This window comes from Massilia oculi, from assembly GCF_017582745.1.
GTDB classification, from domain to species: Bacteria; Pseudomonadota; Gammaproteobacteria; order Burkholderiales; family Burkholderiaceae_D; genus Telluria; species Telluria oculi_A.
In genome coordinates this window covers 1-14,228 of sequence record NZ_JAFVIM010000046.1, presented here as the reverse complement: position 1 = coordinate 14,228, position 14,228 = coordinate 1, and the positions used below count along the sequence as shown (strand labels likewise).

Sequence of the window (14,228 nt, the reverse complement as noted above, 5' to 3'; positions counted from 1 at the left end):
GGCGACACGGACCAGGAGCCGGAGAAAAACAGTGAAACGGGGCAGCGCCGGGCAGCTGCTGAAGTGGAAATGGACACAGCTTAAACTAACCGGCTGAGTGTCTTGACTGATGGGTCCACTTTATTGCGCATCAAGCGTTCTACCGTGCAACGGGCCACATCAGTCCCCTCACGTCGCAGTTGGCGCCAGACCTTGTCAGCTCCATAGACCTGCATGTTCGCCTGCCAGACTCGCTCGATATCGACGCTCAGTACGTCGTCGCGCTGGACCCGTGCGCAACGCAACTCAGGGTTACGCTGCTGCGCGGCGTATCGCCAGTAACCCGACGGCGCGACCTGCATCACCCGGCAGATCGGCTCGACACCGTAAGCATGGCGGTACTGGTCGATGAACTTCCTCACGGCTTGAAGCGGCGGTCGAGCTCCGCCTGGGCGAAAAACGCACTCGCCAGACGCAGGATCTCGTTTGCCTTGCGCAGCTCGCGCAGCTCTCGTTCCAACGCTTTAATGCGTTCCTCTTCGGCCGTGGTCGGCCCCGGACGCTAGCCGGTATCGCGCTCCTGCTGGCGTACCCAGCGGCGCAAAGTTTCAGGCGTACAACCGATCTTGGCTGCGATCGACGTGAAGGCGGCCCATTGCGATTCGTACTCGCTGGCAGCCTCGCTGACCATGCACACAGCGCGCTCGATGACTTCAGGGGAATACTTGGGTTGCTTCTTCATAGCTCCATTTTCTCAAAGAATGGAGCCTCTACAAAACCCGGGGCGGTTCATTCTTCAGGGTACCGCTTGCCGCTCATAACTTCTCCTTGAACCTATAATCATAGGCTCAGGAGTGTCTACGATAGTCGTGGCGATTCAGTCCTCAAGAAACCGCATGGCATACAGTAACCCATGCGTCTTCCTTAACTGGACAGCCGCAACAAGTAACTTAGCGTTGCGGCGAAGGTCGGGTTCAAGCTGAGTAGTCTGAAAGGAATCAAATGCGAGCAGATGAGGCATCCCGGCTTTCACTAGTGCGCCAGTTGCTTGAATTGTCTAAGCCAATGGACGAGCTCATTAGCGCGTTGGCTACATTTTGTTGGGATTATGAAGGTCCGAATGTTCACCTGACACGAGAGCATCTTTTAGGTGCACTAGAGAAATTCTTAGAAGGCACTTTGACGGCGGACGATATCGAAGTCTGGGCCAACTCCATCGAAGGCAGAGACGACGTGGACTTTGATGAAAACAATGAAGAACTAGTCGGAGAGATTTTGCATGAGCTGGCGAATCCTCTGCTGACATATATGCTTGACGAGGACCGCGCGAAACAACTTGTTGAGAAACTAGGGGGCATAGGGGCGGCAAGCCAACACGAGCTGATGCGTGGCTAAGTCAGTGGCCTAAGGTCCTGACAAACGTACACGAACGGGGCGTTAAAGGTCTGCTTTGGGTCGACTGCGGCCTTAAGCGACGGGCTGCAAGTGGCCAAAAGCAGTCACACCGGGCTGCTCTAGTGATTAGGCGCAAATAATCGTTTTCTGACCGAGGCCGAAATACGTCTTCTTGCCTGCTGTCTCAAATTTCAGCGATTCTCCACTAGAGAGAATTTTGTTAATGCCCTCAAGGCGGATGTCCTTATCCTGCGTTTCGAACTTGGAGCATTCGCCAACGAAGAATCGAAATTCCTTCTGATAGGCAAACTCCGAATCCTTCACGGTAAGGGAGCGCTGCATAGGATCATCCGAATATTGAACCGGGCCGTAGCGAACTGATGCACCAGTGGCCTGTTCAAGCATGGCGGCATAAGTCGCTATGTGTTTCGCAGGCATCAAGACGAAATAAGGCCCGAATTCGTTCACTAATCTCTGTAGCGACTCTTCATAATAGTTATCGGGGCCAATAATGGACCACGATTGCATCCAAGCGTCTTTCTGCTCATCTATCGGATACATTAGAAGAGTTTCCACGTCTGTCATATCCATTGGGACCCCATCTTTTGATATAGTCGGCATTTCATGACCTAGTGTCTTACTCCAATGGCCAACGCAGGACTCGTGCCTATCGCCCCTGCCTGGATCTTCCTTGTTCCTAAAATAATGAGGGGTTCGCAAGCGCATTTCGCCATTCCTCGACGCCAAATACCATTGTTCTTCGGAGATCAACCTGATAAGAGCTAAAGCCCTTTGGCTATTTTTGCCGTTCTGATCCATGACGCTGCCCTTTGATCTAGTTTAGTGGCGTTAAGTGACGCCGGTCCAACAAGTATATGCGCGAAGCGGAGAAGTGGGAGAAGCATGACCGGCAGGGTGCGATCGACCAGATATACAGCCTGCCTTAACAGTTCAGTATACGGCTGCCTACGCTGTTGGGGGGTAAACTCCGGGTGGTGTTCGTGCTTTGGCCGGTACGGTCTGGCTCGCCTACGTAGGTATTTTTGCCAGCTTGGGCGTACTCGTTTGGGATGCGATAAGCTCTTTAGTGGTAGGCATATAGGTCCGCTTTGGGTCGGTTGCTGACGTACACTGAGCGTTAGCAACCGGCCAGAAGCGGTCGGTCGAAAAACTGAAAATCTCGGCACCAATCGCAATGCCTTACCCCAGCAGAGTCCAAATGATAATATTAAGCAAGACACGATAACCTGCCAACACATCCAATGACCTCCAGCGCTTCCACAGCAAGTTTCGCGAACTTCGGCCAGCAGGGCGCCGCGCATCACAGTGAACTGCTGGACTACGTCTCAAAGGACGCCACGTTTCCCACCGCTTATCTTAAGGCAGTGGCTGCGATCGCCAGTTCCGACGGCGTGCTCAACGTTGCTGATTTCAATGCCTTGGACGATGTCGTGACGCTGCTGAACGATTCGGCCTTGGCACAGGTCGTGTTGCTGGAATACGTTGAACATCCATTGCCTTGGAAAGCCGCCTTCCTCGAGCTCGAGAAGGCGTCCGAAGGCATCGGGCAAGCGACCGCCTCGACCGCCTTCGAGGCGGCCCGTAAACTCCTGTCGCTACAAGGAACGCGCGGCAGGGAGCTGGCAAAAAGTTTCGCTCGCGCCTTGCGTTATCAACTCCCGCCGAACGAGCTGGACAGGTTCCCCGCGGACGATCAAACGATCTGGAACAAAGTCAGCGTTGGTTCGGTACGCCTGCTCAAGGGCCGCAAATACGCCGACTTGGCGGACTTATGCGTGCGCGCCACCGGCGACGTCGCGCTCGCGGGGGCCGTACTCGAGTTCGAACAGGGCATCCTCGACAAAGCCGAACTTGCCCAGCGCATGATGGCGGCGTGCGCGCGTGTAACCCAGGAGATCAGCGCGTTCAACCAGCGCATCGCGGACATGGAAGCGACCCGCGAAATGTCCTCGGCATTCCTCGAATCGTCATACGCTCTGCAAAAGCAGGTGCGCCAACGCCTGGCGATCTCTGATGCGCGGATCGCGTTCGAACGTGAGACGTTTGACGAGGACATCGAGGAATATATTTATGACGCCGGTAACGCATTCGAGCGTGAAGTCGCCGACCGCCTTGGCACGGACCAGTGGAAGCGCAAGGTGGTGTGGGAAAGCATTGCCAAGTCCACGTTCGGTAAAGAGCTGGAGAGAAGGATCAACCGGATCATTTCTAGGCGCGAGGAGTCGCTCCGGCTGATCCATGAAGACCTACGGCTCTTCCAGGAAGAAATGGCGCTGTCCCGCAGCACGCTCCTGAGACGGCTGCATCACAGCCGGTTTGCCGATTCGGCACCTGCGCTGCGCTGGAGCACGCGTCTCAAGAATGGCGCCGAGAGCGCCGCCGAAGCGACCTTGAGGATGGGCGGCTTGACTGCATTGGGGACCGGAGCAGCGGTGTATTTTCTGGGCGCCTCCGCGGTCATCCCCCTAGTGGCGCCAGTCGCGCCTTTCGTCGGTGGCACGGTGCTGGTTGCCGGTGTCATCAAGTGGTTGATGAACCCGGAGGAACGGAAGAACGGCGAAATCGGGCACCAGCGTCACAAGTTCGAGACCGTGTTCCGCGCGCAGCTCGACACCGCGCGCCAGGAGCTGGCCAGGCAGCTGGACGCGACCTCGCAGCAATTCCACGAAGCGGCCGAGCGGCTGGTGCGGCCACTTATTCTCGAAGCCCAAGCGGCGGGCCGGTTGGCCGCCCTTCATCTCAAAATAGCTCGCAAGCTTAACGAGCATTCGCAAAAGGCGCTGGCGGAGATGCTGGCAGCGCTGCCCAGCTGAGATAACGGTCTTCGCGAGAGCGTCCTCGGTCGGTAGGTCCGCTTCGGATCGACGCGGACCTTCGTGACAGTCTGAGATTTTTTCGTCATAGCTACCTGCTATGCTGAGCTGAACCGCCGCCTTCTGTTGAAACCGGAAGTTCGTGAGCTTAGTACCTCACGGTGGTTGGCCCAGCAGCCGGCTACAAAATGGATAGGAACAGGATGAGAAACCATACTATCGCAGCGCTGCTATTAGTGGCGACCCTGGCAGGATGCAACCGTTCGCCTGGCCCTCTTGAAGGAACTTGGAAGGCAGACGGACTCGTACCGATGACAATTACGTTCCGCCCTGGGGAAACCGAGGCAATGGGTGTGATCGAAAAGGTCGACTACACCACGAACGGAAACCTGGTCAAGGTGACCTATAAGGATGGGTTGATGAAAGGTTCTGCTATCGCATTCACAATCGTAAACCGGAACACAGCAACCAATCCTATGTACACCCTGCGCCGTATTCGATAACAGAAAACGTCGATCAAGCCTCATACCAAAAAAACGTTCAAGCTGCACTGGCCAGGTGCTAACTGCTCCTTCCTCAAACAGGGTGCAATTGAATTTGCGCCAGGTGGCATGCAAAGGATCATCGACACAGGCATGGCGCCCCTAAGAAGCAACCTATTGGAAGAGCTTGATGACCACATATATTCGGCGCAAAGATCTGACTCATGCACTCAAGCTCGGAACACTGTCGCATACGATCACCGTCAAGAGGCTTAGCGTAGTGGGCGGGGAGGCGGGCCGAGTGATTCTGACGGCCAGAGAAACCAGTACAGGCATAATTGTGGATTACAACGTTGTCACGTTGCAGGATGTTGAAGTGAACGGCCTTCCGGTTCCAGAGCTGTTCGCTGACGTATGCGCTCCGGTCGGAAAACGATAGGAGAACAGCAGTTGTGACGACCCGCGGTTTTCTGCTTTAAGTGCTGTTAACCTATCGTGACGAGCCGGTTTCGGCCAATAACTACTCGTTCAAAAAGCGAGCCCTACAGTCAGGAATCATAAAAAGATGCGCCTTCAAGGAAGAGTCATCGAGTGGAACGATGAACGTGGCTTCGGTTTCATAATCCAAAACGGGACGAGTGAGCGGACGTTCCTGCATATATCTGCACTTCGCAAAACGAAAGATCGTCCACTTTTGGGAAGCTTGGTGACCTATAAGATTCGGCGAGACGACAAAGGTCGACTCCAAGCGGTTGCTGCGGAGCTTGTTGGGACCAATTCACTCAGGCAAAGTTCTTCAGGCGGCTTCTCTTCTGCTGTACTTGGTTTGGTGCTTCTACTCATGCTTGGATATGTCGGCTACGTTCGGTTCTCAAACCAGGACAGCACAATCTCTGCGAGCGTATACAAGATCGTTTTGGCCAGAGATGCGCTGAGGCCACATCCAGAGTTTCAGTGCACCCGAGAAAAGAACTCGTGTTCGAAAATGGCATCGTGCGCTGAAGCGCTGTTTCACCAGGAACGATGCCAGGTTCCTGAATTGGACGGTGATGGCGATGGAATCCCTTGCGAACAGCAATGGTGCAATTAAGAACGCCTACTCTGCAGGCAACAGCCGGGTAAACTGAGCCGTGCCGACCTTCCGCAATCGGCCAGGAGCAGACGTTCAACTCATCAGCCTTGAAGCTCGGAGCCTGTGCAAATATGTTGGTAGAAGTGTGACCTTTGCAGAATGTTGAAGTAGCATCGATCGTCTCCGACTACGGGCCACGCAGGGTTCAGCTGAGTACCGGCGGCTTGCGAGCAGAAGGGAACACCCTGGTACGAGCCGCTCGAAGAGAGTTATTCAGCAGGCTGATTCATGCGAAACTGCGCCTTCTTTGCACCCAGCTTTGCCCTCCGCAAAGCGCGCTCGACGTCGAACTCTTCAAGCGAGATCGCGCGGTCATGGCCAATTGGCGAAACGACTTCATTCTCGTTTAACCTTCTCGAAGCCGCGCTTATGATTGCCATCGCGTCGGCTGTACTGACCGATAGTCCGAATGGTTTTGCGAGGTCGGCAAAGTGGCCCACTACCTGCACCCAATTGTCGTAACTTTGTTTATCGTAACCAAGCAAATCGCCGACTGCTGCTCTAAAGGTTTGCAAGTCGATCACGCTCTCGCTGTACAGTTTAGCGCTTGCTACCGTAAGGCCGTATGCTGCTGTAAGGCGGACGGATGCCGCAGCTGCAGTAGACGGCTTTGCACACTGCAAGTGCTGCCACACTTTTATCCACGCGTTCGTTTCGTCGGATAATGTCGCTTGGCCGACATTATCCAGTTGCGGTCGTGCCAGGCACGTTGCCGCTTCCGCCAGCGCTGTTGATGCTGTCTCAGAAAAAACCACGGCGTCAAGTACGTCGTCATGAAGTGATGCACCATTACATGTACTCTGCTGTTTTAGTGAGGTCGCAGCAGATGTCGATACCTGTGCAAAGGACGCATCGCATCGATTCGCGCGGGCCCAGTCGAGCAAATATAGTGGATCCACCTTTTGAGACAGCGACCACGGGGTAGTTTAAGCTGTCGTCCACGAAAGGATGGCGACGAATGGGTGAAGCAAAAAAGCGCAAGGTACACACGGCCGAATTCAAGGCCAAGGTAGGGCTGGAGGCGGTGCGGGGAGTGAAGACGATCACGGAAATCGCGCAGGCGTACAGCGTACATCCGCAGCTGGTCGGACAGTGGAAGAAGGAGATCCTGGAATCGGCAGGCGCCCTGTTCGAAACCAAGCGGGGCCCGAAGCCGGCCGAGGACAAGAGCGGCGAGGATCGGCTGTACGGCGAGATTGGGCGGCTGAAGATGGAGAACGACTGGCTTAAAAAAAAGTTGGGAGTGTGAATCTGGACGCGCGGGTCGGCTGGGTCGACGGCGCCGACGAGCTGCCCTTGAGCCGTCAGTGCGAGCTGGCCGAAGTGCCACGCGCGACAGTGTACCGGCGGCTCACCGCCACGGTGCCGGCTGAGGCGTGCGCCGAGGACTTGCTGCTGTGCCGCCTGATCGACGAGGAATACACGAGCAGACCGTTCTACGGCAGCCGGCGCATGGTGGTGTTCCTGCAAGGAGCGGGCCGCGTCGTCAATCGCAAGCGCGTGCAGCGCCTGATGCGCAGCATGGGACTGGCGGGCATGGCGCCGGGGCCGAACACGAGCAAGGCGCAGCCGCAGCACAAGGTCTATCCCTACCTGCTGCGCGGCGTGGCGGTCACGCGCCCGAACCAGGTGTGGAGTACGGACATAACGTACATCAGGCTGGCGCGCGGGTTCGCCTACCTGGTGGCGGTCATCGACTGGTACTCGCGGCGCGTACTGTCCTGGCGGCTTAGCAACAGCATGGACGCGTCGTTCTGCGTGGACTGCCTGGAAGACGCGCTGCGCGAGCACGGCCGGCCCGAGGTCTTCAACAGCGACCAAGGCTCGCAGTTCACCAGCGCGGCCTTCACGGGCGTGCTCAAGCGCGAGGGCGTGGCCATCAGTATGGACGGGCGCGGCCGGGCGCTGGACAACATCTTCGTCGAGCGCCTGTGGCGCAACGTGAAGCATGAGGACGTGTACCTGAAGGGCTACGCCAACATGGCCGAACTGACGGTCGGTCTGGCGCAATACTTCGCGTTCTACAACGCCGAGCGGCCGCACCAGTCCCTCGGCTACAAGACGCCTGCCAGCGTCTATCGCAGTGGCAGCGGTGGCGGCGCGCTGATCGTCGACAAGTACGGCAGTGCGCAGGTCGCGGAACTGGAAGCGGCATAAGCGCCTTCTTGCCTGCCGGCGGCGGCCACTGGAGGGTACGGCTCTCCAGCGGCAAGGAAGGGGTTATCACGGGGCAGCGCCGACCAGCTGCAGTGACAGTAAACGACACAGCTTAAACTCGCTGAAAAACTGTCTTGACCGATGGGTCCACTTTACAAACGCCGGATTTCCAACTGCCTCCGCTGCTCGTCTGCCAGCCGCTCTCGCTCATCGGCCGCGCCAAACAGCGTGCCTCGGTTGTTTTGCGGTACCTTGCCGAGCGTATCGAAAATATGCTCGACCGTTCTCAGCAGGACAACGGCGGTTGCGATGACCAGACGGAATGGTAAGGCAATGGCCAGCATGACTGGCTTCCACCACCAAGGATTGTCCGGCATGCCATGCACTCGCGCGTCGCGCAGGCACGCTCGCGTCTTTTCCGCCTGTCCCTTCGAATAGGCGAGATCCAGCTGCAGGATATCCTCGAGATAGATTTCGGATTGCCCATTCTGGTAAAGAGGCAGCGCGCGATTGCTGGAATACCTGCCAAACGCGCGCTTTTCCGAAAAATGGCCGTGGAGCTGCTGCTCGATATGGTAAGCATCGTCGCGGAAAGCGAAAAGAAGCTGCCGGTCCAGCAAGGCTTCGTCCCCCTGGCCTTGATAGGCGAAGCGTTCTTCGAGACTCGGCAGGCTGGTAAAGCCTAGTTTGTACATCGGTCCGAAGCCGGTCTTCAGCCGTACATAGTAGAGATGACCGGCGGTGACGGCAGGCGCAGTAGACCGGTTGTTTTTATAGTAGGGCATTCACTTGTTCGCTTCTCTTCGACGCCGAGCCACGGTGCTGGCGCTTAATACATCGGGCGCTAACCATTAATTTAGCAAAAATCCATCATGGACGAACCATGGCAAGTCGTCAACGACAATTACCGTAGAGCATCGGGATGTAGAGCGACCCAATATTGGGCGTCATGAAGCTTTACGCGGGCCGACTGGAGCTTCGCGCGTTCCTGTACTTCTCGTTGCGTTGCCGAGTTGACAACGGAGGCGTATTATGCGCAGGCGTCTCCGTGGATCAGTGCAACGGTAAGTATGACGGACAGACCCAGCGAACGGATGTGTATTATCTCTCCAAAAATTTTCAAAGGTCTAAGCGGAGTGCTAAGCACATTCCTTGTCCATTTCCTGGCGCCAAATTGCCTGATTCATTAGCGCGCTATTCACTCTGCGTTACAGAACGTCTTCCCGAGCTTTCTGAATGGGTTGAACTATCAAACGCACTCCGAACGCTTTCATTACCTTAACCACGGTATCAAAACGAGGAGAGCTATCCGCGCGGAGTGCTTTGTATAGCGATTCTCTAGCTAGGCCACTCTCTCTTGCTACGGTCGTCATTCCTTTAGCTCGAGCTGCTGTCCCAAGCGCGTGCGTAAGCATTGATGAGTCCTCATCCTCAAGAAACTCGTTGAGATAAGCGGCAATTGATTCTTCCGATGTTAGGAATTCGGCCGGATCAAATTCTCCTAACTCCTCAATCGCGTTGAGATTGAATCGTTCAGTTTTTACTTCGTCTTGCATTGCATCTGTGCCGCCTTGCGGGGCCGCCTCAGTACCATGGCTCCCAGCGAACACGCAGTTCTTCTGTGAGTTGCTCATCATTTTCACTCCTAAAGTGGAGGTAGGTATTCTTTGACACTCGGTGTTACATGTACCTCTGCCCTGCGGCGCAAACCGTAGGGCAGAGGGTGCAGCTTCGTTAGCCGTCTCTATACTTATCGAGACGCTGTTTGGCGACTTCGATATCTTGCAGCTGGTTGGCTTTAGTGCCACCGCCGACAAGCAGTAAAACTTGCTCTCCGACTTGGGCGTAATAGATACGCCAACCTGCTCCTAAATGAACACGTAGCTCATAAAGTCCGCCGCCAACAGGAGCATGATCTCCTGCGTTGCCGCGGCCAAGCCGATCAATTCGGGCGACAACTGCACCACGAACTTTTTGATCTTTAATCGAAAGCAGAAACGCCTTAAAGGCGGGGTGCGGTACTACGGAAAATTTTTGCATGTGGAGAAAAATTATAAATTTTGAAATCCATGCGTGATCCTTGAGAACGTTTGCTGCGCTGGTTAACGACTTACTTGACGCATTTATTGTAATCATTCGGATACAGCGGGTCAACAGAATTCGTAATCAATCGGATACAGGGTTTGACGAAGGCGTGAAAGCTGACGACAATACGCAAAAACTTGCAATTTAGAAAAGGTCGGACAGGCAAGATTTTTGAGGGTGTATGTTATTCTGGCTCATTCTTAATAAGGGACCACAATCAAGTCGCGTCGTTGCATGCAAGCCCTTCTTCGATTGACATGTCCGCTTTGGGTCGGGTCCGGTCATTGGTGACAGTCCGCGACTTTTCGGCCTTTGGCCACCTGCTATGCTGAGCTGAATGGCCGGGTTCGGCCAGAAACGGACCTTCAACAGAACGGCAGCATGAGGAACAAGATGACCTTTGAAGAGGACTTCAAAGCCTGGTTGATGGGTTCCGCCAGCACAGCAATTCCCGCATCAGTTCGCGCGTTCTCGTTCAATTTATGTGAGCTAGACAATGACAGCTCGCCTTTCGCCGTTGAGCTGATTGGCTCATCTGAGTTTGACATCGAGGACAGCGACTGGGCCTGCGATGAGGTCTGGGCAGCCACCCCTCGTATGCTCGAGATTCCGGTCGCGTTTTCTTCCCGCTCATGGGAGGGGTGTTTAGCTGGGGTGAAGCGGCTGGTGGTTGCAACTATTGACGAGGATGGCGCAGGCGAAGTCTTTAAGTCCAGGGAAGGAGTTGCTGTTGGGTTCGTTGACGGCGATCTTGATCTGGTGTGGCATCGCTAGTTCGCGCTTCGTCCGCTATGGGTCGGACGCGGTCCTTCGTGACACTCTGCGATTTTTCGTCCTTAACGACCTGATATGCTGAGCTCAACGGCCAGGTTCGGCCAGGAGCAGACGTTTGTGGCAGCCGAGATCGAACATGGAAATGCAGGAAAGGCGAGTATGAGTCAGACAATCATTGTCGAGACATTTGGGCCACCCATCCCGAACTTGAAGAACTCTGATCTTTGCGAGGTCACGTTCAGTTCCCTGGTCTTGCGTGCATTGATCCAGTTGAGTGCAAACGACGATGACGAGGACAGATTTCTTGAAATCGTGTTTGAAGGTCCCAAAGGATTTCGCTATCTCGATGAAGGTGACTTGCTTCCTTACTGGCGCAGCAAAGCGTTTGACAACTCAAGCCACCTCGTTCACGAAGTGAAGCGCGGCGGTTGGGCTGAACAAGAGGAGCAGAGCGGTATGTTGAACGTCACAGCTGCGATTGGCTCACACCGTGAATGGATTGTCGTAAGCAGCAACGGCTGTCTTAGTGTCATTGCGACTACCGAACCTCTCATCCGTTTCTTCTAGCCTGCTAATGACCGCTCTGGGTCGGTTGCAGACATTCGCAATGCTTCGGAATCGTCCGCCGTCTAATCAGAAAGTCAGAACCGATAAGCGTGTCGAGATAACATCGGATGCATACAGCCGGGCAACCGAGACACTGAAAATGACGCCAAGACCAATTGAGCCAAGCTCCGATAGGGCGTTAGGTGGGCTGTCCAGTATGAGGCTCCAGCAGCTTATACGTTGCAATTCCAAACGCGCACGCGATTTTGTCGAGGTTGTCGATCGATATATTTCTCACGCCTCGTTCTACGTGAGCTATGAACGTACGATGAAGTCCTGCCTCAAATCCCAGCGTTTCCTGCGACCACTCCTTCTGCGCGCGTAGACGGACGATGTTCTCAGCGAGGATTAACCGCACAGAGTTGGCAGATGAGGGCGTAAGCGGCGCGGGTCTGGAAGGCATCACCGCTAGTCTGTGCAAGCGCCGCTTTTACGTCAGCCGCTTTTAAGTCACAATACACTTCATTGCGTCATCTTTGTCAGCGTGTACTGCTGGGTACTCTTGGAGGAGAAAATGGAAAAACGGTATTTGGTACTTTCAGAGGATGGAGCGCTCGACGTACCCCCCGTGTACGTAATGGCCGAGACCAAAGAGCAAGCGCTCGCACTTTACTGCCGGAAAATTCAGTCTAAGGAAGAGTTCTATCGCGACTACGTCGAAGGACAAAGCATCGATGACTTTCTTGCCAGGTTGCTGTTCAGTTATGAGCAAAGGATGGAAGCTATCGACAGAGTGGGGCTTGCTAGGCCACCGATTGCAGTGATACGTTCTAAGATCGTAGATTTCTTTTTGCCTTGCCCTGAGTTGGGCGAGCAATACATGCTGTTCCTCGAAAACCAAGACCCGGCAGTTTTGAGCGAGCAAGTGTACGAGTTTATTTCTGAACGGGACACTGATGGGTATGATGCAATCGAGGAATCAACTATCCTAACGTTGGCTCACTAGTCTTTCAGCATTGTCGGTTTCACTGTGAGTGCCAAAAGTCTCGCTAGTCTGTCCGAAAGCAGTCATTAAACTCTAGACGAGACCAAACAACGCGCGTAGCCCAGAGTACGCATAGCGTTCGTACTTCAGCAGTGTCCTAGTCGACGGCCAAATGTATTGATGGTCTGGGAAGTCTGCTACGGGGATGAGGTACACCTGTTCCACACGCTCATTAGACTGATCCATACGTACCCAAATCACGAAATCTACAGCCGGGTCGTGAGCTAGTGTCACCTTCCAGCAGGGGTAACTGCGCTCATATCGACAGCGTGTGCAGAGCAGACGCACCTTGATATCTCTAACGCGCCATGTACGCGGGCTGATTGCCTCCACCTCGGCCCTGAGTTCCGTCATACAGCGGACGAGTTCGTTTGTCATGTCACGTGTGACGCAACGCAGTCGGTAACGTGTAATGGTCGCATGAGGTAAGGAGGGCCAGCTGACGCCCGCTAGCCCCATGGCAGAGATAAGACCATTGAAGCGAAAAGCGTACGATTTCGCTCCTGGCCCTGGCCCAGCATCAATCAAAGCTGGTGTCACTTTCCCGTGCTCTATGAACAGGTCACGCAGCGCGTCAAGCATCTCATCATCAGTCCATTGCCGTCGGCGCTGTTTGCGTTCGATCGCTGCTTGATCGAACCTATCTCGCGACACGACTGCTTCGAACGCATTGTCTCTACGCACCCACTTTTCCCGATCATTAGCACGGCGGGTAGTGCGCATTCGCTGAGTGCCGCGGTTGAAGGTCATCGTGCCGACGTACTTGTCGTTGGTCAGTATCTGCTTTACCAAGTGCGCCGACCAGGGCCTGCACGTACAGGTTGAGACTCCTTCGCTGTTGAGCCTTGCGGCTATACCGACGTCAGTCATCCGTTCGTCAAGGTACATCGCGTAGATTCGATGGATCACGGCTTGCTCGTCTGGTGGCCCTGGCACATAGGTCACTCGATCACTAGGCATGTTCTTTCGTTCCCCTGGCTGTAAGATGCCTTTCGGTTGACCAGTTGCTGACAGAGCCATGCGACGCAATCCGTATCCGGCAGTGCCGCCTTGCTTGTAGCCGAGTTCGGTAAATCGTACTTGCGCACGGAAGACCTTAGCAGATAGTTCACGGCTGTATTCTGCCGCCATTGCTCTCTTGAGTCCTTTGACTAGGGTAGCGATCAGGGAGCCATCGTTGTCGAACGACTCTGCGCAGTAACACACCGTTATCCCGGCGCGCCGGCATGCGTACTCGTAGAAAGCAGCCTCATCGATGTCCTGAAAGCGCCCCCAACGACTGACGTCATAGACCAGGACAGTTGTGAACTCAGCTTGTCCAGATCTGATCGTCTCAAATAGGGAGAGCAATCCAGGACGGCCGCCTAACGTCAGGCCGCTTCGGCCTTCATCGCGAAAGATGCTGACGATCTCGCAGTTCTGCTTGTCAGCATAGGCACGTAGCGCAGCTTCCTGATGGCTAGTCGAGTAGTTTTGATGTTCCGTAGACGCTCTAACATAGAGCGCTGCGCATACACGGCCTTGGTTTAGCATGGGTCCTCCGCCTTGCTGACTCCAGGAGTGCCGAACATCGTTTCAAGTAAAACGTGTCTGGCGAATGCAAACTCGTCTAAGTTGGAAGCTTTTAAGTAGACCGGCTTGGCTGCCAGCTCGGCTTGCGAAAACAGGAAGTAGTCGTAAGCGTCAAATCAGCACCGTCTAGACACTGAACGGCGCCGGTCGCAAAGTAGTCCCCACTAAATTTTGGCGGGGACTATTTTGGAAAGCGAAGTTGAACATAACAGGCGTCGGCGTAGCAC

15 protein-coding genes, 1 pseudogene and 1 other annotated feature are annotated in these 14,228 nt (G+C 54.9%); of the genes and pseudogenes, 8 read left to right on the top strand and 8 right to left on the bottom strand.

Translation table 11 applies throughout. The features are described 5' to 3' along the window. Window positions 1-125 precede the first annotated feature (125 nt). Window positions 126-721 (bottom strand): annotated as a pseudogene (locus tag J3U95_RS27400) (IS3 family transposase); the annotation flags it as partial. Continuing rightward, window positions 327-443 (bottom strand) — a sequence feature (AL1L pseudoknot). Its footprint overlaps the pseudogene before it by 117 nt. Before the next feature lie 260 nt (window positions 722-981). On the opposite strand from J3U95_RS27400, the gene J3U95_RS27395 reads away from it, so the two are divergent. Then, window positions 982-1,374, top strand: coding sequence for a hypothetical protein (locus J3U95_RS27395; RefSeq protein WP_208281649.1), 393 nt, complete (start codon window positions 982-984; stop codon window positions 1,372-1,374). Window positions 1,375-1,500: 126 nt separating this feature from the next. Here the strand turns inward: J3U95_RS27395 and J3U95_RS27390 are convergent, their stop codons facing one another. Beyond that, complete coding sequence (locus J3U95_RS27390) at window positions 1,501-2,193, bottom strand: hypothetical protein (RefSeq protein WP_208281648.1); 693 nt, start codon at window positions 2,191-2,193, stop codon at window positions 1,501-1,503. Between the two features lie 443 nt (window positions 2,194-2,636). On the opposite strand from J3U95_RS27390, the gene J3U95_RS27385 reads away from it, so the two are divergent. The 3 genes from J3U95_RS27385 to J3U95_RS28860 all read left to right on the top strand — a co-directional run bounded on the left by J3U95_RS27385 (window position 2,637) and on the right by J3U95_RS28860 (window position 5,780). After that, complete coding sequence (locus J3U95_RS27385; RefSeq protein ID WP_208281647.1) at window positions 2,637-4,208, top strand: hypothetical protein; 1,572 nt, start codon at window positions 2,637-2,639, stop codon at window positions 4,206-4,208. Between the two features lie 203 nt (window positions 4,209-4,411). Next, complete coding sequence (locus J3U95_RS27380; protein ID WP_208281646.1) at window positions 4,412-4,711, top strand: hypothetical protein; 300 nt, start codon at window positions 4,412-4,414, stop codon at window positions 4,709-4,711. A 544-nt stretch (window positions 4,712-5,255) separates the two neighbouring features. Beyond that, window positions 5,256-5,780: a cold shock domain-containing protein gene (locus tag J3U95_RS28860; RefSeq protein ID WP_208281645.1), complete on the top strand. Its 525-nt coding sequence runs from the start codon at window positions 5,256-5,258 to the stop codon at window positions 5,778-5,780. A 251-nt stretch (window positions 5,781-6,031) separates the two neighbouring features. Here the strand turns inward: J3U95_RS28860 and J3U95_RS27370 are convergent, their stop codons facing one another. Further along, the gene (locus J3U95_RS27370) at window positions 6,032-6,706 is read right to left on the bottom strand and encodes a hypothetical protein (RefSeq protein ID WP_208281644.1); all 675 of its coding nucleotides are present in this window, start codon (window positions 6,704-6,706) and stop codon (window positions 6,032-6,034) included. A gap of 74 nt (window positions 6,707-6,780) precedes the next feature. Between J3U95_RS27370 and J3U95_RS27365 the strand changes: the two genes are divergently transcribed. After that, window positions 6,781-7,979 (top strand): IS3 family transposase gene (locus J3U95_RS27365; protein ID WP_208281643.1). Its coding sequence is split into 2 segments (ribosomal slippage): window positions 6,781-7,060 and window positions 7,060-7,979, totalling 1,200 coding nucleotides; the frame shifts between segments, so codons are not numbered across the junction. A 152-nt stretch (window positions 7,980-8,131) separates the two neighbouring features. On the opposite strand, the gene J3U95_RS27360 is transcribed toward J3U95_RS27365, so the two are convergent. From J3U95_RS27360 to J3U95_RS27350, 3 genes are all read right to left on the bottom strand, one after another. Beyond that, a complete protein-coding gene (locus tag J3U95_RS27360; protein ID WP_208281642.1) occupies window positions 8,132-8,764 on the bottom strand; it encodes a hypothetical protein in 633 nt (210 codons plus the stop codon). Window positions 8,765-9,187: 423 nt separating this feature from the next. Then, window positions 9,188-9,616, bottom strand: coding sequence for an addiction module antidote protein (locus tag J3U95_RS27355; RefSeq protein ID WP_307728420.1), 429 nt, complete (start codon window positions 9,614-9,616; stop codon window positions 9,188-9,190). Between the two features lie 97 nt (window positions 9,617-9,713). After that, window positions 9,714-10,133 carry a type II toxin-antitoxin system RelE/ParE family toxin gene (locus J3U95_RS27350; protein WP_208281641.1) on the bottom strand — a complete coding sequence of 140 codons (420 nt, stop codon included), beginning with the start codon at window positions 10,131-10,133 and terminating at the stop codon, window positions 9,714-9,716. A gap of 324 nt (window positions 10,134-10,457) precedes the next feature. Here J3U95_RS27350 and J3U95_RS27345 point away from each other — a divergent pair, with 324 nt between their 5' ends. Together J3U95_RS27345 and J3U95_RS27340 are read left to right on the top strand one after the other, a co-directional pair. Then, entirely contained in the window at window positions 10,458-10,838 is a 381-nt protein-coding gene (locus J3U95_RS27345; RefSeq protein ID WP_208281640.1) for a hypothetical protein, read from the top strand. 117 nt (window positions 10,839-10,955) lie between these two features. Then, window positions 10,956-11,405: a hypothetical protein gene (locus J3U95_RS27340; RefSeq protein WP_208281639.1), complete on the top strand. Its 450-nt coding sequence runs from the start codon at window positions 10,956-10,958 to the stop codon at window positions 11,403-11,405. A gap of 178 nt (window positions 11,406-11,583) precedes the next feature. Here J3U95_RS27340 and J3U95_RS27335 read toward each other — a convergent pair whose 3' ends face one another. Next, window positions 11,584-11,847, bottom strand: a complete 264-nt coding sequence (locus J3U95_RS27335; protein WP_208281638.1) for a helix-turn-helix domain-containing protein — start codon at window positions 11,845-11,847, stop codon at window positions 11,584-11,586. A 111-nt stretch (window positions 11,848-11,958) separates the two neighbouring features. Between J3U95_RS27335 and J3U95_RS27330 the strand changes: the two genes are divergently transcribed. Beyond that, entirely contained in the window at window positions 11,959-12,390 is a 432-nt protein-coding gene (locus J3U95_RS27330) for a hypothetical protein (RefSeq protein WP_208281637.1), read from the top strand. Window positions 12,391-12,462: 72 nt separating this feature from the next. Here J3U95_RS27330 and J3U95_RS27325 read toward each other — a convergent pair whose 3' ends face one another. Continuing rightward, window positions 12,463-13,962, bottom strand: coding sequence for a recombinase family protein (locus J3U95_RS27325; protein ID WP_208281636.1), 1,500 nt, complete (start codon window positions 13,960-13,962; stop codon window positions 12,463-12,465). Window positions 13,963-14,228: the final 266 nt, after the last annotated feature.

Excerpts from the sequence above, each read along its gene's own strand:
- J3U95_RS27395 (WP_208281649.1), top strand. The coding sequence starts at position 982 with ATGCGAGCAGATGAGGCATCCCGGCTTTCACTAGTGCGCCAGTTGCTT.
- J3U95_RS27385 (WP_208281647.1), top strand. The coding sequence starts at position 2,637 with ATGACCTCCAGCGCTTCCACAGCAAGTTTCGCGAACTTCGGCCAGCAG.
- J3U95_RS27345 (WP_208281640.1), top strand. The coding sequence starts at position 10,458 with ATGACCTTTGAAGAGGACTTCAAAGCCTGGTTGATGGGTTCCGCCAGC.
- J3U95_RS27335 (WP_208281638.1), bottom strand. The coding sequence starts at position 11,847 with ATGCCTTCCAGACCCGCGCCGCTTACGCCCTCATCTGCCAACTCTGTG.
- J3U95_RS27325 (WP_208281636.1), bottom strand. The coding sequence starts at position 13,962 with ATGCTAAACCAAGGCCGTGTATGCGCAGCGCTCTATGTTAGAGCGTCT.
- J3U95_RS28860 (WP_208281645.1), top strand. The coding sequence starts at position 5,256 with ATGCGCCTTCAAGGAAGAGTCATCGAGTGGAACGATGAACGTGGCTTC.
- J3U95_RS27330 (WP_208281637.1), top strand. The coding sequence starts at position 11,959 with ATGGAAAAACGGTATTTGGTACTTTCAGAGGATGGAGCGCTCGACGTA.
- J3U95_RS27355 (WP_307728420.1), bottom strand. The coding sequence starts at position 9,616 with ATGATGAGCAACTCACAGAAGAACTGCGTGTTCGCTGGGAGCCATGGT.
- J3U95_RS27390 (WP_208281648.1), bottom strand. The coding sequence starts at position 2,193 with ATGGATCAGAACGGCAAAAATAGCCAAAGGGCTTTAGCTCTTATCAGG.
- J3U95_RS27360 (WP_208281642.1), bottom strand. The coding sequence starts at position 8,764 with ATGCCCTACTATAAAAACAACCGGTCTACTGCGCCTGCCGTCACCGCC.
- J3U95_RS27380 (WP_208281646.1), top strand. The coding sequence starts at position 4,412 with ATGAGAAACCATACTATCGCAGCGCTGCTATTAGTGGCGACCCTGGCA.